Source organism: Streptomyces sp. NPDC059895 (assembly GCF_042731035.1).
In the GTDB taxonomy this organism is placed as follows: Bacteria; Actinomycetota; Actinomycetes; order Streptomycetales; family Streptomycetaceae; genus Streptomyces.
Genome location: NZ_JBHWKO010000006.1, coordinates 127680 through 153392 on the forward strand (window position 1 = coordinate 127680; position 25713 = coordinate 153392).

At 70.7% G+C, this 25713-nt stretch carries 23 protein-coding genes; 13 read left to right on the forward strand and 10 right to left on the reverse strand.

The window, feature by feature from the left end; genetic code table 11:
* Window positions 1-28 precede the first annotated feature (28 nt).
* Window positions 29-2329: a (Fe-S)-binding protein gene (locus tag ACFV9M_RS09580; RefSeq protein WP_385073120.1), complete on the reverse strand. Its 2301-nt coding sequence runs from the start codon at window positions 2327-2329 to the stop codon at window positions 29-31.
* A gap of 249 nt (window positions 2330-2578) precedes the next feature.
* Here ACFV9M_RS09580 and ACFV9M_RS09585 point away from each other — a divergent pair, with 249 nt between their 5' ends.
* The 6 genes from ACFV9M_RS09585 (at window position 2579) to ACFV9M_RS09610 (ending at window position 9032) form a co-directional block, all read left to right on the forward strand.
* Window positions 2579-3871: an MraY family glycosyltransferase gene (locus ACFV9M_RS09585; RefSeq protein ID WP_385073123.1), complete on the forward strand. Its 1293-nt coding sequence runs from the start codon at window positions 2579-2581 to the stop codon at window positions 3869-3871.
* 131 nt (window positions 3872-4002) lie between these two features.
* Window positions 4003-5853 carry a molecular chaperone DnaK gene (gene dnaK, locus ACFV9M_RS09590; protein ID WP_385073125.1) on the forward strand — a complete coding sequence of 617 codons (1851 nt, stop codon included), beginning with the start codon at window positions 4003-4005 and terminating at the stop codon, window positions 5851-5853.
* Window positions 5850-6503, forward strand: coding sequence for a nucleotide exchange factor GrpE (grpE, locus tag ACFV9M_RS09595; RefSeq protein WP_385073128.1), 654 nt, complete (start codon window positions 5850-5852; stop codon window positions 6501-6503). The genes dnaK and grpE overlap by 4 nt, the downstream gene beginning before the upstream one ends.
* Before the next feature lie 33 nt (window positions 6504-6536).
* Window positions 6537-7712: a molecular chaperone DnaJ gene (gene dnaJ, locus ACFV9M_RS09600; RefSeq protein WP_385073131.1), complete on the forward strand. Its 1176-nt coding sequence runs from the start codon at window positions 6537-6539 to the stop codon at window positions 7710-7712.
* Window positions 7713-7717: 5 nt separating this feature from the next.
* Window positions 7718-8164 (forward strand): heat shock protein transcriptional repressor HspR, encoded by a 447-nt coding sequence (locus tag ACFV9M_RS09605; protein WP_385073133.1) that lies wholly within the window; start codon window positions 7718-7720, stop codon window positions 8162-8164.
* A 208-nt stretch (window positions 8165-8372) separates the two neighbouring features.
* On the forward strand, window positions 8373-9032 hold the full coding sequence (locus ACFV9M_RS09610) for a Uma2 family endonuclease (protein WP_385073136.1): 660 nt from the start codon (window positions 8373-8375) through the stop codon (window positions 9030-9032).
* 22 nt (window positions 9033-9054) lie between these two features.
* Here ACFV9M_RS09610 and ACFV9M_RS09615 read toward each other — a convergent pair whose 3' ends face one another.
* The 4 genes from ACFV9M_RS09615 to ACFV9M_RS09630 form a co-directional block, all read right to left on the reverse strand.
* On the reverse strand, window positions 9055-10770 hold the full coding sequence (locus tag ACFV9M_RS09615) for a fibronectin type III domain-containing protein (protein WP_385073138.1): 1716 nt from the start codon (window positions 10768-10770) through the stop codon (window positions 9055-9057).
* A gap of 129 nt (window positions 10771-10899) precedes the next feature.
* A complete protein-coding gene (locus ACFV9M_RS09620) occupies window positions 10900-11544 on the reverse strand; it encodes a hypothetical protein (RefSeq protein ID WP_385073141.1) in 645 nt (214 codons plus the stop codon).
* A gap of 58 nt (window positions 11545-11602) precedes the next feature.
* On the reverse strand, window positions 11603-11803 hold the full coding sequence (locus ACFV9M_RS09625) for a DUF397 domain-containing protein (protein WP_385073144.1): 201 nt from the start codon (window positions 11801-11803) through the stop codon (window positions 11603-11605).
* 9 nt (window positions 11804-11812) lie between these two features.
* Entirely contained in the window at window positions 11813-12694 is an 882-nt protein-coding gene (locus tag ACFV9M_RS09630) for a helix-turn-helix domain-containing protein (protein WP_385073147.1), read from the reverse strand.
* A 161-nt stretch (window positions 12695-12855) separates the two neighbouring features.
* On the opposite strand from ACFV9M_RS09630, the gene ACFV9M_RS09635 reads away from it, so the two are divergent.
* Window positions 12856-13293 (forward strand): ATP-binding protein, encoded by a 438-nt coding sequence (locus tag ACFV9M_RS09635; protein ID WP_385073149.1) that lies wholly within the window; start codon window positions 12856-12858, stop codon window positions 13291-13293.
* A 32-nt stretch (window positions 13294-13325) separates the two neighbouring features.
* On the opposite strand, the gene ACFV9M_RS09640 is transcribed toward ACFV9M_RS09635, so the two are convergent.
* Window positions 13326-15053 (reverse strand): fibronectin type III domain-containing protein, encoded by a 1728-nt coding sequence (locus ACFV9M_RS09640; RefSeq protein ID WP_385073152.1) that lies wholly within the window; start codon window positions 15051-15053, stop codon window positions 13326-13328.
* A gap of 312 nt (window positions 15054-15365) precedes the next feature.
* Between ACFV9M_RS09640 and ACFV9M_RS09645 the strand changes: the two genes are divergently transcribed.
* Together ACFV9M_RS09645 and ACFV9M_RS09650 are read left to right on the forward strand one after the other, a co-directional pair.
* On the forward strand, window positions 15366-16478 hold the full coding sequence (locus tag ACFV9M_RS09645; protein WP_385073155.1) for a sugar ABC transporter substrate-binding protein: 1113 nt from the start codon (window positions 15366-15368) through the stop codon (window positions 16476-16478).
* 302 nt (window positions 16479-16780) lie between these two features.
* Window positions 16781-17818, forward strand: a complete 1038-nt coding sequence (locus ACFV9M_RS09650; protein ID WP_385073158.1) for a LuxR C-terminal-related transcriptional regulator — start codon at window positions 16781-16783, stop codon at window positions 17816-17818.
* On the opposite strand, the gene ACFV9M_RS09655 is transcribed toward ACFV9M_RS09650, so the two are convergent.
* Both ACFV9M_RS09655 and ACFV9M_RS09660 read right to left on the reverse strand, forming a co-directional pair.
* A complete protein-coding gene (locus ACFV9M_RS09655; protein ID WP_385073162.1) occupies window positions 17781-18764 on the reverse strand; it encodes a LuxR C-terminal-related transcriptional regulator in 984 nt (327 codons plus the stop codon). The genes ACFV9M_RS09650 and ACFV9M_RS09655 overlap by 38 nt on opposite strands.
* Before the next feature lie 216 nt (window positions 18765-18980).
* A complete protein-coding gene (locus tag ACFV9M_RS09660; protein ID WP_385073165.1) occupies window positions 18981-19994 on the reverse strand; it encodes a helix-turn-helix transcriptional regulator in 1014 nt (337 codons plus the stop codon).
* Window positions 19995-20098: 104 nt separating this feature from the next.
* Between ACFV9M_RS09660 and ACFV9M_RS09665 the strand changes: the two genes are divergently transcribed.
* Window positions 20099-20284 (forward strand): hypothetical protein, encoded by a 186-nt coding sequence (locus ACFV9M_RS09665; RefSeq protein ID WP_385073168.1) that lies wholly within the window; start codon window positions 20099-20101, stop codon window positions 20282-20284.
* A 5-nt stretch (window positions 20285-20289) separates the two neighbouring features.
* Complete coding sequence (locus ACFV9M_RS09670) at window positions 20290-20628, forward strand: hypothetical protein (RefSeq protein WP_385073171.1); 339 nt, start codon at window positions 20290-20292, stop codon at window positions 20626-20628.
* Window positions 20629-20890: 262 nt separating this feature from the next.
* Here the strand turns inward: ACFV9M_RS09670 and ACFV9M_RS09675 are convergent, their stop codons facing one another.
* Window positions 20891-21304: a pyridoxamine 5'-phosphate oxidase family protein gene (locus ACFV9M_RS09675; RefSeq protein ID WP_385073174.1), complete on the reverse strand. Its 414-nt coding sequence runs from the start codon at window positions 21302-21304 to the stop codon at window positions 20891-20893.
* Between the two features lie 116 nt (window positions 21305-21420).
* Between ACFV9M_RS09675 and clpB the strand changes: the two genes are divergently transcribed.
* Together clpB and ACFV9M_RS09685 are read left to right on the forward strand one after the other, a co-directional pair.
* The gene (gene clpB / locus ACFV9M_RS09680; RefSeq protein ID WP_385073177.1) at window positions 21421-24030 is read left to right on the forward strand and encodes an ATP-dependent chaperone ClpB; all 2610 of its coding nucleotides are present in this window, start codon (window positions 21421-21423) and stop codon (window positions 24028-24030) included.
* Window positions 24031-24269: 239 nt separating this feature from the next.
* Entirely contained in the window at window positions 24270-24803 is a 534-nt protein-coding gene (locus ACFV9M_RS09685) for a YbjN domain-containing protein (RefSeq protein WP_385073180.1), read from the forward strand.
* Window positions 24804-24938: 135 nt separating this feature from the next.
* On the opposite strand, the gene ACFV9M_RS09690 is transcribed toward ACFV9M_RS09685, so the two are convergent.
* On the reverse strand, window positions 24939-25628 hold the full coding sequence (locus ACFV9M_RS09690; protein ID WP_385073183.1) for a DUF4232 domain-containing protein: 690 nt from the start codon (window positions 25626-25628) through the stop codon (window positions 24939-24941).
* Window positions 25629-25713 lie beyond the last annotated feature (85 nt).

A 25713-nucleotide genomic window follows, 5' to 3' on the forward strand; every position in this document is an offset into this window, starting at 1 on the left:
GTGTGGAGGTGCCGGGTGCCCGTGGCGGTCACTTGACCGGCTGGGGCTCCGGCTCGCTCTCCGTCTCGGACGTGCCCGCGGGGGGCTCGTCGTCGACGGGCGTCTTGACCGACTCCAGCAGGAGCTGGGCGACGTCCACGACCTGGATGGACTCCTTGGCCTTGCCGTCGTTCTTCTTGCCGTTGACCGAGTCGGTCAGCATGACGAGGCAGAACGGGCAGGCGGTGGAGACGATGTCGGGGTTCAGCGACAGAGCCTCGTCGACGCGCTCGTTGTTGATGCGCTTGCCGATCCGCTCCTCCATCCACATCCGCGCGCCGCCGGCGCCGCAGCAGAAGCCGCGCTCCTTGTGGCGGTGCATCTCCTGCTGACGCAGGCCGGGGACGGCCGTCATGATCTCGCGCGGCGGCGTGTAGATCTTGTTGTGGCGGCCCAGGTAGCACGGGTCGTGGTACGTGATGATGCCCTCGACCGGGGTCACCGGGATCAGCTTGCCCTCGTCGACGAGGTGCTGGAGCAGCTGGGTGTGGTGGATGACCTCGTAGTCGCCGCCGAGCTGCGGGTACTCGTTGCCGAGGGTGTTGAGGCAGTGCGGGCAGGTGGCGACGATCTTCTTGGCCGACTTCGGCTTCTTCGTCGACTCGTCCTCGTCGTCCTCACCGAAGGCCATGTTCAGGGAGGCGACGTTCTCCATGCCGAGCTCCTGGAAGAGGGGCTCGTTGCCGAGGCGGCGGGCGGAGTCACCGGTGCACTTCTCGTCGCCGCCCATGATCGCGAACTTCACGCCCGCGATGTGGAGGAGTTCGGCGAACGCCTTCGTGGTCTTCTTGGCGCGGTCCTCGAGGGCGCCGGCGCAGCCGACCCAGTACAGGTACTCGACCTCGGAGAGGTCCTCGACGTCCTTGCCGACGACCGGGACCTCGAAGTCGACCTCCTTGGTCCACTCCAGGCGCTGCTTCTTCGCCAGGCCCCAGGGGTTGCCCTTCTTCTCCAGGTTCTTGAGCATCGTGCCCGCCTCGGACGGGAACGACGACTCGATCATGACCTGGTAGCGGCGCATGTCGACGATGTGGTCGACGTGCTCGATGTCCACCGGGCACTGCTCGACGCAGGCGCCGCAGGTGGTGCAGGACCACAGGACGTCGGGGTCGATGACGCCGCCCGCGGCGAAGCCGCCGTCGGTTGCGGGCTCGGCGGTGCCGATCAGCGGGCGCTCGGCCTCGGCGAGAGCGGCGGCCGGGACGTCCTTCAGGGCCTCCTCGGAGGCCTTCTCCTCGCCCTCCATGGTCTTGCCGCCGCCGGCCAGCAGGTAGGGGGCCTTGGCGTGCGCGTGGTCGCGCAGGGACATGATCAGGAGCTTGGGGGAGAGCGGCTTGCCCGTGTTCCAGGCGGGGCACTGCGACTGGCAGCGGCCGCACTCGGTGCAGGTGGAGAAGTCGAGCAGGCCCTTCCAGGAGAACTGCTCGACCTGGGAGACGCCGAAGACGTCGTCGTCGCCGGGGTCGGTGAAGTCGATCGGCTTGCCGCCGGACGTCATCGGCAGCAGCGCACCCAGCGAGGTCCCACCGGTGGCGTCGCGCTTGAACCAGATGTTCGGGAACGCCAGGAAGCGGTGCCAGGCCACGCCCATGTTGGTGTTGAGCGAGACCACGATCATCCAGATGAACGAGGTGCTGATCTTCACCATCGCGGTGAAGTAGATCAGGTTCTGGAGGGTGGTGACGCCCAGTGACTTGAAGGCCAGGACCAGCGGGTACGAGGCGAAGTACGCGGCCTCGTAGTGCTCCACGTGGTGGATCGCGCCCTCCAGGCCGCGCAGCACGTAGATGGCGAGGCCGATGGTGAGGATGACGTACTCGACGAAGTACGCCTGGCCGGCCTTGGAGCCCGCGAAGCGGGACTTGCGGCCCGGGCGGGACGGCAGGTTCAGCAGGCGGATGGCGATCAGCACGGCGATGCCGAGGATCGTCATCACGCCGATGAACTCGATGTAGAGCTCGAACGGCAGGAAGCCGCCGATGACCGGCAGTGTCCAGTCGGCCTGGAAGAGCTGGCCGAAGGCCTGCGCCAGGGTCGGCGGCAGCGTCAGGAAGCCGACGGCCACGAACCAGTGGGCGACGCCGACGATGCCCCACCGGTTCATGCGCGTGTGGCCGAGGAACTCGCGGACCAGTGTCACGCTGCGCTGGTAGGGGTTGTCGGTCCGGGTGCCCGCCGGGACCGGCTGGCCCAGCTTGAAGTACCGGACGAACTGGCCGATGGCTCGGGCGAGCAGGGCGACGCCGACCACGGTCAGGGCCAGCGACACGATGATCGCGGCGAGTTGCATGGGGGCTCCTCGGGCCTGCGAGGGGGATACGGCGGGGACGTGTCGTGCGGCGTGCGCGCGGGTGCGCGACGCGCCTCGGAACAGGTACCCGAAATTACTAAGCGGTAACTTATGTAGTCCGTCTGAGACTACCCCCATCTCCCGTCGCACTGTAGTCGGGCGGCGGGTGATCTGGGTCGCTGAGGGTCACCTCAGAATCAGACCGTGTTATTCATGCCAAATTGGTACTTTCATGACTAATTTATATCCGTGCTCTACGGGATCGCCGCCGCCACCGCCGCCCTGCTCCTCACCGCCCTCCTCGCCGCGCTGCTGCGCGGGCCCGCCCTGCGCGTCGGACTGGTCGACCGGCGGCAGCGGCAGCGGCGGCCGGCGCTGTCGGGCGGCGTGGCCGTCGTGCTGACGACGTGCCTCGTCGCGGCCGCCGGGGACTGGACGGGGGCCGCCCCGCTCGGCGAGGACATGGGGGTGCTGCTCCTCGCGGGCGGCGGGGTCGCGGCGCTCGGGCTGGTCGTGGACCTGTGGCGGCTGAAGGCCCGGTTCGTGGTGGCCGGTACGGCGGTGGCGGCGGCCTTCGTGGTGCCGTACGGCGACACCGGCGTCGTCGCCGGAGTGGCGGCCGTCGGCTGGATCGCCTGCGTCGCGTTTGCTTTCCGGGCCCTGGACCACGCCGACGGGGTCGCCGGGACCGTGGGGGTCGTCACCGCCTTCGGGGTGGGGGCGTGCGCGGCGGCCGACATGATGGACGGCCTCGCGGTGCTGCTGAGCGTGCTCGCCGCCGCACTGACCGGGTTCCTGATGCACAACTGGCCCCCCGCGCGCGTGGCGCTCGGCGGCTGCGGCGCGCTCTTCACCGGCTTCCTGCTCGCCGCGGCGGCGGTCTCCGCGCGCGCGGGCCGGGACGCGGTGGCCGGCGCGGCCGTGCTGTTCGCGCTCACGGCGGTCGCCGCCGCCGACGTCGTCCTCGTCCTGCTGGCCCGGCGCACGGCCGGGCGCCCGCTGCTGCGGCGCGGTCCCGACCACCTCGCCCACCGGCTGCGGCGGCTCGGCCTCACCCCGCAGGGGGTGACGGTCCTGCTCGGCACCGCGGCCTTCGCGGGCGTGCTCGTCGGGGCCCTGGTGCATGCCGGCTGGGCGGACGCGCGGGCCGTGCTGTGGGTGGCGGGCGGCGTCCTGGTCGTCGTCCTCGGGCTGTGGCGGGTGCCGGTGTACGCCCGGCGGCCGGGGGAGGACGGCGCCGCCGCGCGGCGGCCGGGCGAGGGTGGCGGTGCCACGCGGCGGCCGGGCGAGGGTGGCGGTGCCGCGCGGCGGCCGGGCGAGGGTGTGTCGCGGCGGGGGTCGGGTGAGGGGGGCGTGGTGCGGCGGGGGCCGGGCGAGGGCATGGTGCGGCGGGGGCCGGGTGAGGGGGCGCTGCGGCGGGGGCCGGGGGAAGGGGGTGCGCGGCTCCGCGCCCGTGCCCGGCAGCCCTCCGTGCCCGCGGTGCAGCCCCCTCGGCGGTCGACCGAATCACCCGCGCGAGCACTCCGCCGTGCGGCGTCTTAGCAGGTCAGCGAGGTGTTGCGCGTAAGGAACGGATAAGAGTTGAGTCTGTTCGACTCAGGTCTGTTGACCGGGCGCCGGGCATCGTGCACACTTGAGTCCGTTCCACTCAAGTCAGCTGGAGGAAGATCACCATGGCACGTGCGGTCGGCATCGACCTGGGCACGACTAACTCCGTCGTCAGCGTTCTGGAGGGCGGCGAGCCCACCGTCATCACCAACGCCGAGGGTGCCAGGACCACGCCGTCCGTCGTCGCCTTCGCCAAGAACGGCGAGGTGCTGGTCGGCGAGGTCGCCAAGCGCCAGGCGGTCACCAACGTGGACCGGACCATCCGCTCCGTGAAGCGTCACATGGGCACGGACTGGAAGATCGAGCTCGACGGCAAGAGCTTCAACCCGCAGCAGATGAGCGCCTTCATCCTGCAGAAGCTGAAGCGCGACGCCGAGGCGTACCTGGGCGAGAAGGTGGCCGACGCGGTCATCACCGTCCCGGCGTACTTCAACGACTCCGAGCGCCAGGCGACGAAGGAAGCCGGTGAGATCGCCGGTCTCAACGTCCTGCGCATCGTCAACGAGCCCACCGCGGCCGCGCTCGCCTACGGCCTCGACAAGGACGACCAGACGATCCTCGTCTTCGACCTCGGTGGCGGCACCTTCGACGTGTCCCTCCTGGAGATCGGCGACGGCGTCGTCGAGGTGAAGGCCACCAACGGTGACAACCACCTCGGTGGTGACGACTGGGACCAGCGCGTCGTCGACTACCTGGTCAAGCAGTTCCAGTCCGGCCACGGCGTGGACCTGTCCAAGGACAAGATGGCGCTCCAGCGTCTGCGCGAGGCCGCCGAGAAGGCGAAGATCGAGTTGTCCTCGTCCACCGAGACCTCGATCAACCTGCCCTACATCACGGCGTCCGCCGAGGGCCCGCTGCACCTGGACGAGAAGCTCACCCGCGCCCAGTTCCAGCAGCTGACCGCGGACCTGCTGGAGCGCTGCAAGACCCCGTTCTTCAACGTCATGAAGGACGCCGGCGTCTCCATCAACGAGATCGACCACGTCGTCCTCGTCGGCGGCTCCACCCGTATGCCCGCCGTCGCCGAGCTCGTCAAGGAGCTGACCGGCGGCAAGGAGGCCAACAAGGGTGTGAACCCGGACGAGGTCGTCGCCATCGGCGCCTCGCTCCAGGCCGGTGTCCTCAAGGGTGAGGTCAAGGACGTCCTGCTCCTCGACGTGACCCCGCTGTCCCTCGGTATCGAGACCAAGGGCGGCATCATGACCAAGCTCATCGAGCGCAACACCACGATCCCGACCAAGCGGTCCGAGATCTTCACCACGGCCGAGGACAACCAGCCGTCGGTGCAGATCCAGGTCTACCAGGGCGAGCGCGAGATCGCGGCGTACAACAAGAAGCTCGGCATGTTCGAGCTGACCGGTCTGCCGCCGGCGCCGCGCGGCGTCCCGCAGATCGAGGTCTCCTTCGACATCGACGCCAACGGCATCATGCACGTGACCGCGAAGGACCTGGGCACGGGCAAGGAGCAGAAGATGACCGTCACCGGCGGCTCCTCGCTGCCGAAGGACGAGGTCGACCGCATGCGCCAGGAGGCCGAGCAGTACGCGGAGGAGGACCACCGCCGCCGCGAGGCCGCCGAGGCCCGCAACCAGGGCGAGCAGCTCGTCTACCAGACCGAGAAGTTCCTCAAGGACAACGAGGACAAGGTCCCCGGCGAGGTCAAGACCGAGGTCGAGGAAGCGGTCGCCGAGCTGAAGGAGAAGCTCAAGGGCGAGGACACCGCCGAGATCCGCACCGCCACCGAGAAGGTCGCGGCCGTGTCGCAGAAGCTCGGCCAGGCCCTGTACGCCGACGCCCAGGCCGGCCAGGCCGCGGGCGGCCCGGAGGGCGCCACCGCCGGCGGTGCCAAGGCCGCCGACGACGACGTCGTGGACGCCGAGATCGTGGACGACGAGCGCAAGGACGGTGCCGCGTGACGGAGGAGACCCCGGGCTTCGAGGAGAAGCCCGACGTCCCCTCCGGCGCCACCTCCGACGACGCCGAGCCGAAGGCCGCTCCCTCCGAGGAGGGGGCGGCCCCGGCCGGGGACGCGAACCAGACGGCCGGGCTGGTGGCCCAGCTGGACCAGGTGCGCACCGCGCTCGGCGAGCGCACCGCGGACCTCCAGCGGCTCCAGGCCGAGTACCAGAACTACCGCCGCCGGGTCGAGCGCGACCGGATCGCGGTCAAGGAGATCGCCATCGCGAACCTCCTGACCGAGCTCCTGCCCGTGCTCGACGACATCGGCCGCGCGCGGGAACACGGCGAACTCGTCGGCGGCTTCAAGTCCGTCGGCGAGTCCCTGGAGACCGTCGCGGCGAAGATGGGCCTGCAGCAGTTCGGCAAGGAGGGCGAGCCCTTCGACCCGACGATCCACGAGGCCCTGATGCACAGCTACGCGCCGGACGTCACCGAGACGACGTGCGTGGCGATCCTTCAGCCCGGGTACCGGATCGGCGAACGCACCATCCGTCCCGCCCGGGTGGCCGTGGCCGAACCCCAGCCGGGGGCCCAGACGGTCAAGCCGGCCGAGGAGAGCGAGACGGCGGCCGACGACAAGGAGAGCGGTGGCCCGGACGAGGGCTGAGCTTGAACCGACGCGAGAGGAGGGACGTCGAGGATGAGCACCAAGGACTTCATCGAGAAGGACTACTACAAGGTCCTCGGCGTCCCCAAGGACGCCACCGAGGCCGAGATCAAGAAGGCGTACCGGAAACTCGCCCGCGAGTACCACCCGGACGCCAACAAGGGAAACGTCAAGGCCGAGGAGCGCTTCAAGGAGATCTCCGAGGCGAACGACGTCCTCGGCGACCCCAAGAAGCGCAAGGAGTACGACGAGGCACGCGCCCTCTTCGGCAGCGGCGGCTTCCGCCCCGGCCCGGGCGCGGGCGGCGGCTCCTTCAACTTCGACCTGGGCGACCTCTTCGGAGGTGCGCAGGGCGGCGGGAGCGCCGGCGGCTTCGGCGGCGGGATCGGTGACGTCTTCGGGGGCCTGTTCAACCGCGGCGGCGCCACGGGTGCCCGCACCCAGCCCCGGCGCGGCCAGGACATCGACACCGAGGTCACCCTCAGCTTCACCGAGGCGATCGAGGGCGCGACGGTTCCGCTGCGCATGACCTCCCAGTCACCGTGCAAGGCCTGCTCCGGCACCGGCGACAAGAACGGCACCCCCCGCGTGTGCCCGACCTGCGTCGGCACCGGGCAGGTGGCGCGCGGCTCGGGCGGGGGTTTCTCCCTCACCGACCCCTGCCCCGACTGCAAGGGGCGCGGCCTGATCGCCGAGCACCCCTGCGCGGAGTGCAGCGGCAGCGGGCGGGCCAAGTCCTCCCGCACCATGCAGGTCCGCATCCCCGCGGGCGTCACCGACGGGCAGCGGATCCGGCTGCGCGGCAAGGGCGCCCCCGGCGAGCGCGGCGGCCCGGCCGGCGACCTGTACGTCGTCGTCCACGTCGACCCGCACCCGGTCTTCGGCCGCAAGGACGACCACCTCACCGTCACCGTGCCCGTCACCTTCGCGGAGGCGGCCCTGGGCGGCGAGGTCAGGGTGCCCACGCTCGGCGGCCCGGCCCTGACGCTGAAGCTGCCGCCCGGCACGCCCAACGGGCGCACCATGCGCGCGCGGGGCAAGGGCGCGGTCCGCAAGGACGGAACCCGCGGCGACCTGCTGGTCACCGTCGAGGTGAGTGTTCCGCAGGACCTGTCGGGGAAGGCTCGTGACGCACTGGAGGCGTATCGCGAGGCCACCGCGGGTGAGGACCCGCGGGCGGAGCTGTTCGAGGCCGCGAAGGGAGCTTGAGAGTGATGGACGGCCGTCGGCGTAACCCGTATGAACTGACCGAGGAGACCCCGGTCTACGTCATCTCGGTGGCGGCCCAGCTCTCCGGCCTTCACCCGCAGACACTGCGCCAGTACGACCGCCTCGGCCTGGTCTCCCCGGACCGCACGGCCGGGCGGGGCCGCCGCTACTCGGCCCGCGACATCGAACTGCTGCGTACCGTGCAGCAGTTGTCGCAGGACGAGGGCATCAACCTGGCCGGCATCAAGCGGATCATCGAACTGGAGAACCAGGTCGCCGCCCTCCAGTCCCGGGTGGCCGAGCTCCAGTCCGCGCTGGACGGCGCCGCGGCGGCCATGCAGCAGCGGGAGGCGGCGGTCCACGCCTCCTACCGGCGCGACCTGGTGCCGTACCAGGAGGTGCAGCAGACCAGCGCGCTGGTGGTGTGGCGGCCGAAGAAGGCCAAGGACTGACGCGACGCGTCGACCCGTGTGAAGGGGCCCGGAGGACGAACCTCCGGGCCCCTTCGCGCTCATCGCGCGAGGACGAAACCGTTCCCCTCTCGCTCGAACGGGTGAACAGGTGGCAGGTGGGCCGGTCGGAGGCACGGCCGTCCCTACGGTGATCGCGTTGCTTGTGCCGCGTGCACCCCCGGCCCACACTTGAGGAGGTGATGCCGCCATGACCGCTCTTGCGCACGAGAGGCCCGACACCATGCCCGAGACCAGGACCACGTCCGTGCCTCTGCCGGAGAACGGCTCCGATCTGGACGAGGTCCTGTGGCAGGCATGGAAGGCCATGGAACTCCCCGAGGGCTACCGCGCTGAGATCATCGAGGGAGCCATCGAGGTGTCGCCCACCGGCCGCTACTCGCACAGTCGGATCATCTTCCTGCTGAAGGAAGCCCTGGGAGATCACTCGCGGGGCGGGGATTTCGCCGTCCGCAACGACACGAACGTCATCCACGAAGGCTCGGCGTGGGTGCCGGATCTGTTCGTCGTCGCGCGGGACCCGGAGCGTTACGTGACCGATGACGGTCTCGGCCTCACCGCCGCCGGAGTGCGGGCTGTCTTCGAAGTCACCTCGCCCGGCAAGCGCAGCCTCGAACGGGACCGGGTGAGGAAGCGCCGTGAGTACGCCCGTGCCGGCATCCCCGTGTACGTCCTCGTCGACGACTGCGACGGCCAGGGCGCCGTCACCCTGTTCACCGGGCCCCGCCCCGACGAGGCGGACTGGGAGGACGTCCACCGCGTTCCCTACGGCACCGAGGTCACCGTGCCCGAAGGCCCCGCCAAGGGCTTCGTGATCGGTGAGGCGATCACGGGCCCGAAGCGGGGCTGAGGCGGATGACGGGCGGTGCGCGCTACGGCGCGGTGACCGCCGCGCCTCCGGCCGGCAGGGACTCGGTGCCGTCGGCGGCGACCGCGGTCACCCAGTAGTAGTGGGTGGTTCCGGTCCGCGCGGTCAGGTCCTCATAGGCGAGTTCGCCGTTGGCGACGTCGGCGAGCTTGTCGTACGTGGAGGTCTCCGGGTTCCAGCGGTAGACGCGGTAGCCGCCCGCCGCCTCGGGGGAGGAGGCGTCGAGGCCGGTCCAGTCCAGCCAGACCTCGCCGTCCCAGCCCGGCCACACCACGGACAGCTCCAGGGGCGAGCCGTCGGGAGTCGGGACGCTCGGTGTCATGTCCAGCTCGGTCGCGGTCACGATCTGCGCCTCGCCGGTCCACCGGAACGCGGAGTTCCCGGCGTCGTCGACGGCGTCCACGATGAAGCAGGACTCCTCACCGTCGGGAAGGACGGTGTACGCGTACGAGGTGGTGCCGGCCGCTACGGAGTAGCCCGCGGAGAGGGAGCACACCCGCTCGTCACCCTCGTCGCCCAGGAGCTCGCCACGGCGGACCGTGTAACTCGCCAGGTCCGCGGTCGGGTTGGCGTCCCAGGTCACCTGGAAGCCGTACTCGGTCGGGGTGACGGTCACCCCGGTGACGGCGGACGGGGGCGTGAGGTCCCGGCGCTTGCCGCTCACGGCGGTGGACCGCGCGGACTCGTTGCCCGCCGTGTCCAGCGCGGTGACGCGGTAGTAGTACGTGGCGTCCTCGGCGGCGGTGGTGTCCAGGTACGAGGCCTGGTCCGTGCCGGTGCCGATCCGGGTGTACGTGCCGTCGGCGCTCGCCGCCCGGTACACGCCGTACGACGCCGCTCCCGTGACCTGACTCCAGTTGATCCGCAGGCCCCCGGACTCGCTGTTGACGTACAGCCCGGCGGGCACGCCCGGGGCGGTCCGGTCCGCGGTCGTGACGGTCCTGTCCGCCGTGCCCGCAGACTCGTTGCCCGCCTTGTCGTAGGCGCGCAGCTCATAGGCGTAGGCCGCGCCGGTCACCGGGAGGGTGGTGTCGGTGTACGTGGTGGAGGTGGTGGCTGCCAGCCTGGTCCAGGCCGTGCTCTCGGCGGGCCGCCGGTAGATCCGGTACCCCGCGAGGTCCATCTCCTTGTTCGCCGCCCAGGTCAGCTTCGCCCGGCCGGTCGTGGTGTCGTAGGCGGTGGCGAGGCCCGTCGGGGTCAGCGGCTTGACCTTGTCGACGGTGGCGGTGGTGCGGGGCGCGTACGTGAAGGCGACGTTGGCGTTGCCCGTCCAGTTCACGTAGTCGACGCGGAGGGTGTGCTTTCCGGCGGAGAGGGTGAGGTTGACGGTCTTCTTCACCGTCGTCGACCCGTTCTTCCAGATGTCGACCTTGCGGACACCGTCGACGTAGACGCGGAGACCGTCCTGGACGGAGGCGGTGAAGGCGAAGGGCCCGCCGGAGCCGAAGTCGCGGGTGACCGTCCAGCGGACGCCGAAGTTGTTCGACGGCAGGCCGGAGGCCGGTGCCTTGGCGCCCCAGTTCTCGCTGATCGCGGCGTCGCAGCCGGTCTGCTTCGGCGTACCGGAGAACGTGGTGTTGGCGAAGATCTGCCGCTGGTAGACGGGCGCGGTGCAGGTCGTGGCGGCGGAGGCGGGCGCGGTGGTGACGGCGAGCAGGCCGCCCGCGGTGACGAGCACGACCGTGGCAGCGGCGGCGGTCGTGCGTCTTGCTCGGTTCATGCAGTCCTTCGGTCCGTTTCGGCGACGGCGGTCATCGGCCGTCGCCGGGACGGACTGTTCAGGAGGGTGCAAGGTTGTACGGCGGCTGCCTGAGGTGCTGGAGGGGGGCGGGGAGGGGGGCGGGTGGGCTCAGGACTCCCAGTAGTCGCTCAGCACGCAGCCGTCGACGAGGGCCGACTCCGTCCGGTAGTCGCTCGGCGGGGCGAAGTCCTCGTCGCAGGTGAAGAAGGCGAGTTCGGAGTGCGACAGGGCCTCGACCTGGTCGTCGCCGACCGGGACGACCACGATGTTCTCCCCGACGGCGAACTCGTCGCCGCTGGCCTTGGCCTGGGTCTCGAACTTCTTCATGTCCGACACGGTCAGCAGGGCTATGGGGTAGGTGAAGTCCTTGCACACGGCGCGATCCGTGATCCCCCAGGCGGGGTCCGCCGCCTCCTCCGTGCCCCAGGCGGTGGCCGATCCGTCGTGCCCGGCATCGTAGGCGTCGCCCGTCTCGACCTCCTTGCACGAGGTGTACAGGTCGACGTACCGCGCGAGGGCGGTGGTGTCCGTCGCCTCGGGGAGCGCGCCGTCGAAACCCTGCTCGGTGGTGCCGGCGCCCGACACGCTGCCGGTGGCCGGCTCCGTCGTACGGGCCCAGCTCGGCGCGGTGGTCGCCCCTGTGGTGTCGGCGGCGGCGCTGTCGTCGTCCTCGCATCCCGTCACCGCCGTCAACGCGACCAGTGTGATGCCGACCGTGAGTACCCGCCTGATGCCCATGGTGTCCCCGTTCAACGCGTGATGATCGCCTTGACCGTACACGGGCATCCCGGCGCGTCCCCCGGATCGTTGTTCAGGAGGGTGCAAGGTTGTACGGGGGCTGGCGGAGGTGCTGGAGGAGGGCGGCGAGGGGGGTGGGGGTGGTGGCCAGGACGGTGTCCGGGGCGTCGCTCTCGCGGAGGCGGATGCCGCCGTCGGCGGTGGGGGCCACATAGACACAGTTGCTCTCGGGCCCCCCGCTGAACGTCGACTTCTGCCAGTGCAGTTCGGGCATGCGGGCCTCCTAGAGCGTGTAAAGCAGGTGCTGGATCAGGGCCAGCGAGTCCTTCACCGAGTGTGCTTCGGGGGCCAACGATACGTCGACGGGGTGAAGGGCGTTCTCCGTGAGGCGGTCGAAGAGCGTGCCGTACTGGTGCAGTTGAGCGGGCTCGCGCAGGTAGTCGGAGCCGGTCGCCCGGTCGAGGACCACGGTGCCGAGCCGTGCGGTGGCGGGGACGGCATGGACGAAGTTCCCGCTGAGAGCCGCGTAGGCCTGCGCGCTGAACGGATAGATCTGGATGGTCACATGGGGCAGGCGGGCCAGCTCGATCAGCCGCACCAACTGCTCGCGCACGACGTCGGCGCTGCCGAAGCGCATGTGCAGTGCCGCCTCGTGGATCACGGCGTGGACCGTCGGAGGGTTCTTGCGGGTGAGGATCTGCTGACGTTCCATGCGGAACCTCAGGCCGTCCTCGATGTTCTCGAAGCCCAGTTTGGGGCTGTTGAAGATGGCGCGGGCGTAGTCGGCGGTCTGGAAGAGGCCCGGAACGAAGAAGGACTCGTGTACCCGTAGTGTCCGGGCCTCCGATTCCAGCTCGGCCAGGTTGAGTGCGGCGGGGCCGAGGAGCTTCTTGTAAGCGCTCCACCAGCCCTTGCCGGTCGCTTCGGACATGGACACCAACGCGTGGATGTAGGGCTCGTCCGTGCAACCGTAAGTGCGGCACAGCTCCAGTAGCCGCTCGGTCAGGATCGAGGTACGGCCCAGTTCGATGTGGCTCAGCTGCGCTCTGCTCATGCCGATGCGCTGGGAGGCTTCCGCAGCGTTCAGCCCTGCCTGCTCGCGCAGTTGTTTGAGTTCGAAGCCGAGGCGGCGCTGACGTTCGCTGATGCTGGTGCGTAGTCCCACGGTCACTCCTCGCTGATGTGCCCAAAGTCTGCACCGCGTGGGGTGGTTGGTCCACTGGATCAGGTGAACAGGTTGAGATGTAGAACCCGTTGGTTCTACTGTGAGTGTGGAACCGGTCACTCATCGGAATCGCTCCCCTGTGCCGTGAAGGAGCCACCCTCATGAACCCAGCCCGCAGCGCCGCCCACCGACCCGCCCAACTCCTCTGGGAGTACAGCCTGTTCGCCCCCGCGGACGTGACCTCGCCCCGCGTCTGCCGGGACTTCGTCCGTGCCGTCCTCTTCACCCACGACCGCGAGCCCCTCGTCACCCCGGCCGCCCTGTGCACCTCGGAACTCGTCACCAACGTGCACCTGCACACCAAGGGCACGGCCATGCTCCGGCTCCGCCTCACTCCGGCGCGGCTGCGCGTCAGCGTCTTCGACGAGAGCCCGGACCCGCCGGTGGTCGGGTACCCGGCGGCCGGGGCCGTCGCCTGCTGGGGGAGGGGGCTGGCGCTCGTCGAGGAGATGGCGGACGTGTGGGGGGTCGCCGAGGAGCGGGCGGGGCGGTACGCGAAGGGGGTGTGGTTCGAACTGGGGCCCGCGACACCGGCGTGACCGCCGGGCGCGGGCCCCGTGACTTCCGTGGGCTACGGCGCGCTCGGCACGGCCCCGGCCGCCGGGAGGGACTCGGTGCCGTCGGCGGCGACGGCGGTCACCCAGTAGTAGTGGGTGGTGCCGCGTTCTGCGGTGAAGTCGTCGTAGTAGTTGTCGGCGGCCGCTGTGTCGGCCAGCTTCTCGTACGCGGAGGTCTCCGGGTTCCAGCGGTAGACGCGGTAGCCGCCGGCCGCCTCGGGGGAGGACTCGTCGAGCCCGGTCCAGTCCAGCCAGACCAGGCCGTCCGGCTCCGACCACAGGCTCAGCTCCAGCGGTGAGCCCGCGGGCGTCGGCACGCTCGGCGTGAGGTCGAGTTCGGTCACGACCTGGCTGACGGCCTCGCCGTTCGCGCGGAAGACGGAGTTGTAGTAGTCGTCGACGACGTCCACGACCAGGCAGGCCGTCTCGCCGTCCGGGACGGTGGTGTAGGCGAAGGAGGTGGCGTCGGGCTGGTCGTCCAACCAGGCGACCGCCTCGTAGGAGGTGCAGGACTCGCCCTCACCGTCGGCCTGGAGTTTCCCCCGGTAGACCGTGTAGTGGTCCACGTCGGTCGCCGGGCTGGGGTCCCAGGTCAGCTGGAACCCGTACTCGGTGGGTGTGGCGGTCAGTCCGGTCAGGGCGGGGGGTGGAGTGCCGTCTCCGCGCCCGGTCTTGACGACGTCGGACCGCCCGGACTCATTGCCCGCCGCGTCCACCGCTGACACGCGGTAGTAGAAGGACGAGCGCTCGGCGATCGAGGTGTCGGAGAAATCGCTGTACTTCGGGCTGCCCACCAGGGTGTACACGCCGTTCTCCTCGGCGGCCCGGTACACGCGGTACGACGCCGCGTCCTCGACCGCGCCCCAGTCGAGCCGGGCTCCCGACCCCGCGGCGTAGCCCGCCGGCCTGGCGGGCACGGCCGGTGCCGTCCGGTCGACGGTCACGACCTCCTGGTCGAGGCTGCCGCCCGACTCGTTGCCCGCCTTGTCGTAGGCGCGGATCTCGTAGTAATAGAGCCGGCCGTCCACCGGCGGGGTGTCGGTGTACGAGGTCGCCGTCGTCGACGTCAGCCGCGTCCAGCCGCCGTACTCCATGTTGCGGTAGACCCGGTACCCGGCGAGGTCCATCTCCTTGTTCTTCGCCCAGGTGAGCCTCATCCTGCCGGTCGCCTTGTCGTAGGCCGACGAGAAGCCGGTCACGACCAGGGGCTTCACCTTGTCCACCGACGCCGAAGTGCGCGGCGCGTAGGCGAACTTGACGTTCGCCTTGCCCGTCCAGTTGACGTAGTCGATCCGCAGGGTGTGCTTGCCGTGCGGGATGGCGATGTTCAGCGTCTTGGAGACCGTCGACGAGACGTTCTTCCACAGGCTGATCTTGCGGACGCCGTCGACGTACACCCGGATGCCGTCCCGGGCGGCGGCGGTGAAGGTGAACGGGCCGCCGGAGCCGAAGTCCCGCGTCACCGTCCAGCGGACGCCGAAGTTGTTGGACGGCACGCCGGAGGCGGGGGCCTTGGTGCCCCAGTTCTCGTTGATCGCGGCGTCGCAGGCGGTCTTCTTCGGGGTGCCGGAGAAGGTGGTGTTCGCGAAGATCTGGCGCTTGTAGACGGGGGAGGCGCAGGTCGTCGCGGCGGCGGCGGGGGTGGCGGCGACGGTGGTGACGAGGCCGCCGGTCAGGGCGAGCACGACGGCGGTCGCGCGCCTGGTTAAGGCCGCGCGGGCGGTGCGGTTCATGCGGTTCATGCGATGCGTCGGGTCCTCTGTTCGGCGGGGGACGGCAGCTCGGCCGTCCTGTGATCGACTCGCGAGGGGCCGCCGTGGTTGTGCGGTTCCTCGGTGTTTCCTGAGGCGCCGTCGAGTGAAGGGCCCGTAAAGGGTGTTTGGAGAGGGAAGCGCCTCGTCTCCATGCGTCTTCACGCGCCAAGCGGAGTGTGATGTTGCTACTTCGTTAAGTAGTACCGCTTGACGTCGGTGGTTGCCGACGCGTTGGCTTTTGAAGCACCTGGGTCAACATGCCGTACCCATGTCCGGAACGCACCTGAAGTGAGCCTCCTAATGCGCCGTCGTATCGCCATGGCCGTGGCCGCCTCCACGCTGTCCCTCTCGCTCGCCGGATGCGGGATGCTGAGCGCCACCGAGGACGCCGCCGACGCGACGGCGACCAAGGGCAACGACATGACCGTGGGCCTGCTGATGCCGGAGAAGACGAACACCCGGTACGAGGAGTTCGACTACCCCATCATCAAGGAGAAGATCGCCTCCCTCACCAGCAACAAGGGCAAGGTCGAGTACGCCAACGCGGCCTCCGACGCGGACACCCAGGTGACCCAGATGGAGCGGATGATCGACGAGAAGGTCGACATCATCCTGCTGGACGCCGTCGACTCGGAGGCCATCGCGGACACCGTGCAGAAGGCCAAGGACGCGGGCATCCCGGTCATCGCCTACGACCGTCTGGCCGAGGGCCCGATCGACGCGTACGTCTCCTTCGACAACGAGCTGGTCGGGGAGGTGCAGGGCCGCAGCCTCCTGGAGGCGATCGGCTCGGCCGACACCTCCGACAAGATCGTCATGATGAACGGCTCGCCGACCGACCCGAACGCCGCGCAGTTCAAGGCCGGCGCCCTGACGGAGCTCGAGGAGCAGGTGACGATCGCCGAGTCCTACGACACCAAGGGCTGGAGCCCGGAGCTCGCCCAGTCCCACATGACCGAGGCGATAGAGAAGATCGGCAAGGACAACATCGCGGCCGTCTACTCCGCGAACGACGCCATGGCCGGCGGCATCATCAAGGCCCTCCAGGCCGCGGGCTTCAGCGACACCGACCTGCCGCCGATCACCGGCCAGGACGCGGAGCTGTCGGCGGTGCAGCGGATCATCAGCGGCCAGCAGTACATGAGCGTGTACAAGCCCTACCCGCAGATGGCGGAGGCCGCCGCGGAGATGGCCGTCGCCAAGGTGCGGGGCCGGGAGATCCAGTTCGACGCCCTCACCCGTGACACCGTCGACAGTCCCACGAACAAGGACATCCCGGCCCAGCTGGTCACCGTGGTCGCGCTGACGAAGTCCAACATCGAGAGCACCGTCGTCGCGGACGGCATCTACGAGGTGTCCGACATCTGCACCGCCAAGTACGAGGCCGCCTGCGAGGCCATCAAGCTCGACTGACGCCGGCGACACGGAGGAAGGGGGGCACGCGCGTCGCGTGCCCCCCTTCCTCGTGCTCCTCTCCGCCGCCGGCGCCGCCGCCCGCGTCCCGCCGCTCCCCGCCCCGAAACCCGGGCGGAACGGGCGGGCACGAAACTTCTGACACCCCCAACTTGTTGCAGTGCGAGCGGTGGAGGCAGGGAGATACCCGTACGTACCGGGGGATTCCGGCCGCTCCGGCGGGCCGAGCCGTGTTGCGGAGCCGGTCCGGGCCGCGCATAGTTGCGCTGCGGAAGTGGCGGACAGCGGGGGTGGGATGGGCGATGGCCGGGCACGGGGCGGAGGAGCATCCGCACGGTGCTGACCGACTGTGCGAGGCCGGGGATCGCGTGTACTCCCGGGCCGTACGGCGGGGCCGTGTGCCGCGCCGGGACGCCGAGCCGGTGCCCTGCCTGCTGGAGCTCGCCCTGCTCCACCCGGACCCCGACGACATGGACTGGCTGGTGCCGACCTCCCCGCAGGAGGTCATGACCCGGCTGCTGCGCGGACTGTACGACGAGGTCAGCGCGAGCCAGCGGCGGATGGGCTCGGCGGTGGCCGCCTTCGAGTGGTACGCGGGCCTGGGCGGACCGGCGCCGGCCCCGGCGGCCGGGGAGGGCGCGGCGATCCGCGTCCTGGACGGCGCCTCCCGCATCCAGGCGGCCCTGGACCAGGCGACCGACGCGTGTACGACCGAGGTGCTGACGGTCCAGCCCGGCGGCATCCGGCGCGAGCACGAGCTGTCCGAGGGCCTGCACCGGGCGCTGGCGCTGCGCGGGCGGGGCGTGCGGATGCGGGACCTGTACAACCATGTGGCCCGGCACGGCCAGGGCCTGCTCAACTACCTGGAGCTGATGGGCGACACGGTCGAGGCGCGGACCCTGGACGAGGTCGTCGACCGGCTGATGCTCTTCGACCGGACGGTCGCCTTCATCCCCGCCAACGCCGACCGCACGATGGCGCTGGAGCTGCGCCACCCGGCCCTGATCGCCTACCTGGTCACCGTCTTCGAACGGCTCTGGCGGCTGGCGATCCCGCTGACCGCGCCGCTGCCCGACACCCGGATCGAGGGCATCTCGCACCGGGAGCAGTCCATCGCGGCGCTGCTGGCGGAGGGGCACCAGGACGCGGTGATCGCGGAGCGGCTGGGCATCAGCGTCCGTACCTGCCGGGCGCACATCGCCCGGCTGTCGGAGACGCTGGGCGCGGCGAGCCGTACCCAGCTGGGTGTGCGGATCGCGCAGGTGGGCCTGGACGGGCATGTGCCCGAGGTGTCCGCGCCGGTCATCGTTCCCGGTCGAGGATCCCCGACCGTCCGATGAGGTAGCCGAGCTGGGCGCGGCTCTCACTGCCGAGGGTGGCGGCCAGTTTGGCGATGTGGACGCGGGCGGTGCGGACGTTCATGCCGAGGCGGTCGGCGATGACGGTGTCGGTGTGGCCCTCGACGAGGAGGGCGGCGATCGCGCGCTGGCGGGGGGTGACGCCGTTGAGGCTGGGCTGCCGGACCGCCTCGGGGTACATCGGTGTCGCGAGCCGCCAGAGGCGGTCGAAGACGGTGGCGAAGTAGTCGATCAGGGCGGGGTGGCGGACCTCCAGGGCGAGGGTGCGGTCCCTGCTGGCGGGGAGGAAGGCGACCGTGCGGTCGACGATGAGGAGGCGTTCGGTGATCTCGTCGAGGGTGCGGGCCTCCACGTCGCCCCGCAGCCGTTCGTAGCGCGCCTGGACCGTGGGGATGTGACGGGTGGTGTGCTGGTAGAGCGTGCGGATACGGCCGCCGCGGTCGAGGAAGGCCTGGTCGCGGTCGAGGGCCTCGACGTGCACCTCGGGCGGCGGGCCCACATGGCTCGCGTGCGGCTGGATGGCCAGCACCTCGCCGGAGGCCCGGGTCATGGTGCGCGTGATGACCTGGTTGATCCGGCCGAGCCCGCTGATCAGGACGAGTTCGGCGGAGTCCGCCGGGTCGGCGCCGGGCACGGCGAGTGCGAGGAGCGGTTCGAACGCCTCGGCGAGCCGGGTCTCCTGCCGGCGCCGGCGGGCTATGTCCTCGGCGACGACGCGCAGCAGGCGGGGCAGGGCCACGCCCGGGGCCAGCGGGTGCAGCCGGTGCGGGTCGCGGCGGTCGGGCCGCAGGAGCCCGGCGTCGACCAGGCAGGGGTACTGCTCGGCCTCGCGCGCCGGGACGCCGCCCGACCGCAGGGCGCGCGCGTAGAGCTCCAGGGCCGCCTCGCAGGGCCCGTCCGGACCGTGGTCGTGCGCTGCCGCAGTCACGCGTGACTCTCTCCTCGGGTGTGCGGTGCTCCCGGTTCAGTGTGCGGGGTGGGGGCGGGGGGTGGTGTCGGGGCGGATGAGGCCGGCAAGGCTGACGGGCCCCGTGCGACGGGTAGGGCGATGCTGCCCGGGCGGGGGGTGGCGGATGCCCGGAGGAGCTGGTCGGGATGCCCGGAGGGGACGGGCATCCCGGTCCGGACGGTCCCGGCGGGTGGGTCAGTGGTCCCGGTCCAGGATTCCCGACTGGGCGATGAGGAAGCCGAGCTGGGCGCGGCTGCCGCTGCCCAGGGCGGTGGCGAGCTTGGCGATGTGGGCGCGGCAGGTGCGGACGTTCATCCCCAGCCGGCGGGCGATGGCCTCGTCGACGTGCCCCTCGACGAGGAGCTTGGCGATGGAGTGCTGGATGTCGGTGATGCCGTCGGGGTCGGTCTCGTACGGTGTGCCGGCCCTGAGGGGCACCGCGCGGCCCCACATGAACTCGAAGACCTTGGTGAGGTAGCGGACGAGGCCCGGGTGCCGCAGTTCGAGGGCGACCTGCCGGTCGTCGCGGACGGGGATGAAGGCGACGGCCTCGTCGCAGATGATGAGGCGCTCGACGAGTTCGTCGATGGTGCGGTACTCGACCTTGCCGTCGGTGAACTGGTCGACGTAGGCCAGCCGGTCGGGGCTGTAGCGGGCCGTGTGCTGGTAGAGGGTGCGGATGCGCACGCCGCGCTCGATCAGCGGCCTGTCGCGCTCCAGGGCCTCCAGGAGCCGGTTCTCGGGGCTGCGGCGGCCGCTGGGCTGCACGGTGAGCATCTCGGTGCGGCACTGCGAGGTGGCGAGGTCGAGCGCGGTGTTGATCCGGTCGAGGCCTTCCAGCACGGTGATCGAGTGGGTGGGGGCGGTCTCCTGGGCGCTGAGGGCCATGAAGGGTTCGAAGACGTCGGTGAGCGCGATCGACAGCCGCCGGCTCTCGGTGATCTCGCGCTCGATGGGGTGCAGCCGCTGCGCCAGGGCGATGGACGGGGGGACCGGCCGCAGCCAGTTGGCGTCGTCGGGGTCGGGGTGGAGGAGGGCGAACTCCATCAGGCAGGGAGCGGGCTCGACGTCGGCACGGAGGATGCGGCCGGTGCGCAGGGCGTTCGCGTAGAGACGGCTTCCTTCCTCACACAGCTCGGTCACCGCATGGGGATGTGCCGCCTTAGTCCCATTTGTTGCCAAATCTCCACCCCCCAGGGTCCTGAACATGCAGGAACATGATGCACCGATCGTGTGGCCATGACGTGCCTGAATGAGCCATCGTCTTACTCGACGGGGGAAGAGGGGACCTTCAAGTGAGGACGAAGCCGACTATGCGTAAGAGAATGCTTCGCTCGGTGCTTGTCGCCGCCTTCTCCGCCGTTGTGGCCGTCGGAACGCTGGTCGGCCTCTCCGAAGCGAAGAGCGACGCGCACAAGACGGGTGGTGCTCAGACCGTGATAGCCGCGGTCAACAGCGAGGACACGCCGGCCGTCCCCCTTGACAGCAGGTGGGACTGATCGCGATGACCACACCACCTGACGATCGCTCGTTCCGCCGCGAGATGGCCACCGCCTACCGCTCCGGCTGGCACTTCATCGACCTGGTCACCGCCATCCCCCACAGCGGCGACTCGTTGATGGTGACCGTGTTCGGAGAGCCGGTGGTCGTGACGCGGGACGACGACGGGGACGTACGGGCCTTCCGGTGCCTGCGGCGGCCCCGGGGCGCGCCGCAGCCCGTCCGGTGTGCGATCCGGTACGGAATGATCTTCGTGAACCTCGATCAGCGTGACCACCAGCTGGCGGAGTCGGCGAGCCCCGCCGCCCCCAGGACCATCTCAGCCACCCCCCGCAGTGCCTGACGCGATTCCCCCGTCGTAACAGATCGCCTCAGGTGCTTCCCCCCGCAGCGGCGTCACCGTGACCTGAACACGGTGACGCCGCTGCAGTTTGCGGTGACATGTCGGGGTGCGGGATCCGCGCGCGGTGGCCGAAAAGCGGTGGGTGTGCAACTGGTCACCCTCGATCCCGGCCGGTGGCGGCGGCCGACCGGCCGTCCTCCTGTCCGTCCTCCCTGTCCGCCCTCCCCGTCCGCCTCCCTGTCCGTCCTCCGGTCCGCCGGTGTCAGCCCCGGCCCATGGCCCCGCTCAGCTCGATCTCGATCACCACACGGGTGGGGTTGGGGCGCGGGGCGTGTCCGTAGCGCTCCGCGTAGCGGCGCTCGGCCTCGGCGACGCGCTCCGGGTCCGCGCGGACGAAGGCCCGGCCCTCCAGGGTGGCCCAGCGGCGGCCGTCCACCTGGCAGACCGCGACCCGGGCCCCCTCGGGGCCGGCGGCCCGGACGTTGGCCGCCTTGACGCTGGCTCCGTCGGTGATGACACGAGCGGTCCGGGCCTCGGGATCGTAGGTGACACCGACCGGAACCATGTGCGGGGAACCGTCCGGGCGTGGTGTGGTCAGGGTGCACAGATGGCGTTCACGCCAGAAGGCGAGGTACGCGGCGTCGGGAGCGCCCGGGTTCTGCGGGTATGCGGCCATGGTTGGGAACTTAGTCGCCCCGGAACTCCCCACCACTGCCTTGAGTGGAATAGACTCAACTTTGTGTACGTTGTGCGAGTCAGTGTGACGGCTGACGCAAGGAGGAGACAGCGAACGTGGACGCCGAGCTGACCAACCGGAGCCGGGAAGCCATCCAGACGGCCGGCAACCGGGCCGTGTCCGAGGGACACGCCGACCTCACCCCAGGCCACCTGCTCCTCGCGCTGCTCCAGGGGCAGGACAACGAGAACATCGTCGATCTGCTCGCCGCCGTCGACGCCGACCAGGCCGCCGTGCGGGCCGGCGCCGAGAAGGTGCTCGGCGCGCTGCCCAGCGTGACCGGGTCCACCGTCGCGCCCCCGCAGCCCAACCGCGAGCTGCTCGCCGTGATCGCGGACGCGCAGGCGCGGGCCCGGGAGCTGGGCGACGAGTACCTGTCGACCGAGCACCTGCTCATCGGTATCGCCACCAAGGGCGGGCAGGCCGGTGAGGTGCTCGCCCGGCAGGGCGCCACCCCCGGGAAGCTCCTCGACGCCTTCCGCAAGGCGCGCGGCGGACGCCGGGTGACCACCGCCGACCCGGAGGGGCAGTACAAGGCGCTGGAGAAGTTCGGCACGGACTTCACCGCCGCCGCGCGGGAGGGCAAGCTCGACCCCGTCATCGGACGGGACCAGGAGATCCGCCGCGTCGTGCAGGTGCTGTCCCGGCGCACCAAGAACAACCCCGTCCTCATCGGCGAGCCGGGCGTCGGCAAGACCGCCGTCGTGGAGGGGCTCGCCCAGCGGATCGTCAAGGGCGACGTGCCCGAGTCCCTCAAGGACAAGCGGCTCGTCGCGCTGGACCTGGGCGCGATGGTCGCCGGCGCGAAGTACCGCGGTGAGTTCGAGGAGCGGCTGAAGACCGTCCTCGCCGAGATCAAGGACTCCGACGGGCAGATCATCACCTTCATCGACGAGTTGCACACCGTCGTCGGCGCGGGCGCCGGCGGGGACTCCGCCATGGACGCCGGCAACATGCTCAAGCCCATGCTCGCCCGCGGCGAGCTGCGCATGGTCGGCGCGACCACGCTGGACGAGTACCGGGAGCGGATCGAGAAGGACCCCGCCCTGGAGCGGCGCTTCCAGCAGGTGCTGGTCGCCGAGCCGACCGTCGAGGACACCATCGCGATCCTGCGTGGACTCAAGGGGCGGTACGAGGCCCACCACAAGGTCCAGATCGCCGACAGCGCGCTGGTCGCCTCCGCGACCCTCTCCGACCGGTACATCACCTCCCGCTTCCTGCCCGACAAGGCCATCGACCTCGTCGACGAGGCCGCCTCCCGGCTGCGCATGGAGATCGACTCGTCCCCCGTCGAGATCGACGAACTCCAGCGCGCCGTCGACCGGCTGAAGATGGAGGAGCTGGCCCTCGACAAGGAGACCGACCCCGCCTCCCGCGAGCGGCTGGAGAAGCTGCGCCGCGACCTCGCCGACAAGGAGGAGGAGCTGCGCGGCCTCACCGCCCGCTGGGAGAAGGAGAAGCAGTCCCTCAACCGGGTCGGCGAGCTCAAGGAGAAGCTCGACGAACTCCGCGGCCAGGCCGAACGCGCCCAGCGCGACGGCGACTTCGACACCGCCAGCAAGCTGCTGTACGGCGAGATCCCGGCCGTCGAGCGCGACCTGGAGGCCGCGTCCGAGGCCGAGGAGGAGGCCGCGAAGGACACCATGGTCAAGGAGGAGGTCGGCTCCGACGACATCGCCGACGTCGTCGCCGCCTGGACCGGGATCCCGGCCGGCCGCCTCCTGGAGGGCGAGACGCAGAAGCTGCTGCGGATGGAGGAGGAGCTGGGCCGGCGGCTCATCGGCCAGGGCGAGGCCGTCCGCGCGGTCAGCGACGCCGTACGCCGCTCCCGCGCCGGCATCGCCGACCCCGACCGCCCCACCGGCTCCTTCCTCTTCCTCGGCCCGACCGGCGTCGGCAAGACCGAGCTCGCCAAGGCGCTCGCCGACTTCCTCTTCGACGACGAGCGGGCGATGGTCCGCATCGACATGTCGGAGTACGGCGAGAAGCACAGCGTCGCCCGGCTCGTCGGCGCGCCCCCCGGGTACGTCGGCTACGAGGAGGGCGGCCAGCTCACCGAGGCCGTCCGCCGCCGCCCGTACAGCGTCGTGCTGCTGGACGAGGTGGAGAAGGCGCACCCCGAGGTCTTCGACGTCCTGCTCCAGGTGCTCGACGACGGCCGCCTCACGGACGGGCAGGGGCGCACGGTCGACTTCCGCAACACCATCCTGGTGCTGACGTCCAACCTGGGCAGCCAGTTCCTGGTCGACCCGGTGTCGACGGAGGAGGAGAAGAAGGAGCAGGTCCTGGAGGTCGTCCGGGTCTCCTTCAAGCCGGAGTTCCTCAACCGGCTCGACGACCTGGTCGTCTTCTCCGCCCTGAGCAAGGACGAGCTGGGCCGGATCGCCCGCCTCCAGATCGACCGCCTGGCCCGGCGGCTGGCCGAGCGGCGCCTCACCCTGGAGGTCACCGACGCGGCCCTGGCCTGGCTCGCCGACGAGGGCAACGACCCGGCCTACGGCGCCCGCCCCCTGCGCCGCCTCGTCCAGACCGCCATCGGCGACCGCCTCGCCAAGGAGATCCTGGCCGGCGAGGTCAAGGACGGCGACACGGTCCGGGTGGACGCCTTCGGCGACGGACTCATCGTGGGCCCGGCCACGGCGGAGACGGCGGCCAAGACGCTCTGACGGCGGCCGGACGCACGGCACGGGCCCCGCACCGCACGGCGGTGCGGGGCCCGTCCCGTCCCGCGGCGGCGGCCCCTCGGCCGGCGGCGGGGCCCATGCGCCCCGCCGCCCTCGGACCGGGCTCGGGAGGGCCGGGCGGCCGGATCCCGTCAGCCCGTGGCATACACACCGGGCCGGGGTTGCCATCCCCCGCCCCCTCTGAGGGAGGATGGCGGAATCCGTACGAAGGGAAAAACACGGTGAGCATCGACCCGTCCTCGATTCCGAACTTCGGGGGCCAGCCCGAGCCGCAGCCCCAGGGACCGGCGGGCCCCGTCGTTCCGGATCAGGACCTCGTGAAGCAGCTCCTCGACCAGATGGAGCTGAAGTACGTCGTCGACGACGAGGGTGACCTCGCGGCGCCGTGGGAGGAATTCCGTACGTACTTCATGTTCCGCGGCGAGGGCGACCAGGCGGTCTACTCCGTGCGGACGTTCTACGACCGCCCCCACAAGATCGACGACAAGCCGCAGCTGCTGGAGTCCGTCGACGACTGGAACCGCCGCACCCTGTGGCCCAAGGTCTACACCCACACCCACGACGACGGCACCGTCCGCCTCATCGGCGAGGCGCAGATGCTGATCGGCGCCGGGGTGAACATCGAGCTCTTCGTCTCCTCGACGGTGAGCTGGGTCCGCGCCGCCATCGAGTTCGACAAGTGGCTCGTGGAGCAGCTGGGCCTGGAGAAGGAGGTCAACGACGCGGACACGCCCGAGGAGGGCGACGACGCGTGACGCCTCGCGACATGGCGTGAGGCCCCGCGGCGACGGCGTACCGGCGAGAACGACCGGACACGCCCCGTCCGCACGGCAGAGCCCGGCCCGGGCCGCGACCACCACGGTCGCGGCGGGGCCGGGCTCTCGCCGTCGTCAGGAGGTGTAGGGGACGGCGTCCTGCGGGGCGGTGTGCCAGTTCGTGACGATGGGCTTGTCCACGACCACGGCGCCGGTGTCCAGGGAGACCGGGTCGGGGTCGTCGGCCGAGGCGGAGACGATGACGGTGGTGTACTCGACCCCCCCGTCCCCCGTGGTGCTCTTGGGGCTGAGACCGGCGTAGGCCGTCGTGTCACCGGAAAGGGTGAGCTCGTCCCCGGCGACCTGCTCGGCGGCGGTGGCCTCGATGCCGCCGGAGCCGAAGGCCACCACGGGGAGATCCCCGGACAGCACACAGGTGATGCCCGACTGGGCCTTCACGCTGATCAGGTAGTAGCCGCCCGCCTGGCTCATCTCCTTGACGCTCCAGGTCAGGTCGTTGGTGCCGCAGGACTGGCCGTAGCCGGTCTTGTCCGCGGCCTCACCGGAGGCGTCGGTGTCGGAGCCGGTGCCGGACGAGCCGCCGGACGTCGCGGAGGATCCGCTGCCGCTCGTTCCCGAGCCCGAGGAACCCGGCGTGGCGGATCCCGACGCGGTGGACCCCGACGCGGTGGACCCCGACGCGGTGGACTCCGCCGAGGCGGCGGGGGACGTCGCGGTGGCGTCGCCCTCGCAGGCGGTCATCAGCAGACCGGCCGAGACGGCGGCGGTCACGACGAGAGCGGTGCGCAGACGGCGGCTGTTCATGGAGGTCCTTTCGGGGCAGCTCGTGCGCTGCCGTACGGCAGCTCGGTCAGCTGCCCGTTTCTCTCTTCCGATCAGGATGACGGGG

Bases quoted from the DNA above. Each gene is read 5' to 3' on its own strand.
- ACFV9M_RS09605 (WP_385073133.1), top strand. From the start codon at position 7,718: ATGGACGGCCGTCGGCGTAACCCGTATGAACTGACCGAGGAGACCCCG.
- dnaJ (WP_385073131.1), top strand. From the start codon at position 6,537: ATGAGCACCAAGGACTTCATCGAGAAGGACTACTACAAGGTCCTCGGC.
- ACFV9M_RS09690 (WP_385073183.1), bottom strand. From the start codon at position 25,628: ATGAACAGCCGCCGTCTGCGCACCGCTCTCGTCGTGACCGCCGCCGTC.
- ACFV9M_RS09650 (WP_385073158.1), top strand. From the start codon at position 16,781: ATGGCCGGGCACGGGGCGGAGGAGCATCCGCACGGTGCTGACCGACTG.
- ACFV9M_RS09670 (WP_385073171.1), top strand. From the start codon at position 20,290: ATGACCACACCACCTGACGATCGCTCGTTCCGCCGCGAGATGGCCACC.
- ACFV9M_RS09580 (WP_385073120.1), bottom strand. From the start codon at position 2,329: ATGCAACTCGCCGCGATCATCGTGTCGCTGGCCCTGACCGTGGTCGGC.
- dnaK (WP_385073125.1), top strand. From the start codon at position 4,003: ATGGCACGTGCGGTCGGCATCGACCTGGGCACGACTAACTCCGTCGTC.
- ACFV9M_RS09665 (WP_385073168.1), top strand. From the start codon at position 20,099: ATGCGTAAGAGAATGCTTCGCTCGGTGCTTGTCGCCGCCTTCTCCGCC.
- ACFV9M_RS09660 (WP_385073165.1), bottom strand. From the start codon at position 19,994: ATGTTCAGGACCCTGGGGGGTGGAGATTTGGCAACAAATGGGACTAAG.
- ACFV9M_RS09625 (WP_385073144.1), bottom strand. From the start codon at position 11,803: ATGCCCGAACTGCACTGGCAGAAGTCGACGTTCAGCGGGGGGCCCGAG.
- ACFV9M_RS09645 (WP_385073155.1), top strand. From the start codon at position 15,366: ATGCGCCGTCGTATCGCCATGGCCGTGGCCGCCTCCACGCTGTCCCTC.
- ACFV9M_RS09675 (WP_385073174.1), bottom strand. From the start codon at position 21,304: ATGGCCGCATACCCGCAGAACCCGGGCGCTCCCGACGCCGCGTACCTC.
- ACFV9M_RS09640 (WP_385073152.1), bottom strand. From the start codon at position 15,053: ATGAACCGCATGAACCGCACCGCCCGCGCGGCCTTAACCAGGCGCGCG.
- ACFV9M_RS09635 (WP_385073149.1), top strand. From the start codon at position 12,856: ATGAACCCAGCCCGCAGCGCCGCCCACCGACCCGCCCAACTCCTCTGG.
- ACFV9M_RS09615 (WP_385073138.1), bottom strand. From the start codon at position 10,770: ATGAACCGAGCAAGACGCACGACCGCCGCCGCTGCCACGGTCGTGCTC.
- ACFV9M_RS09610 (WP_385073136.1), top strand. From the start codon at position 8,373: ATGACCGCTCTTGCGCACGAGAGGCCCGACACCATGCCCGAGACCAGG.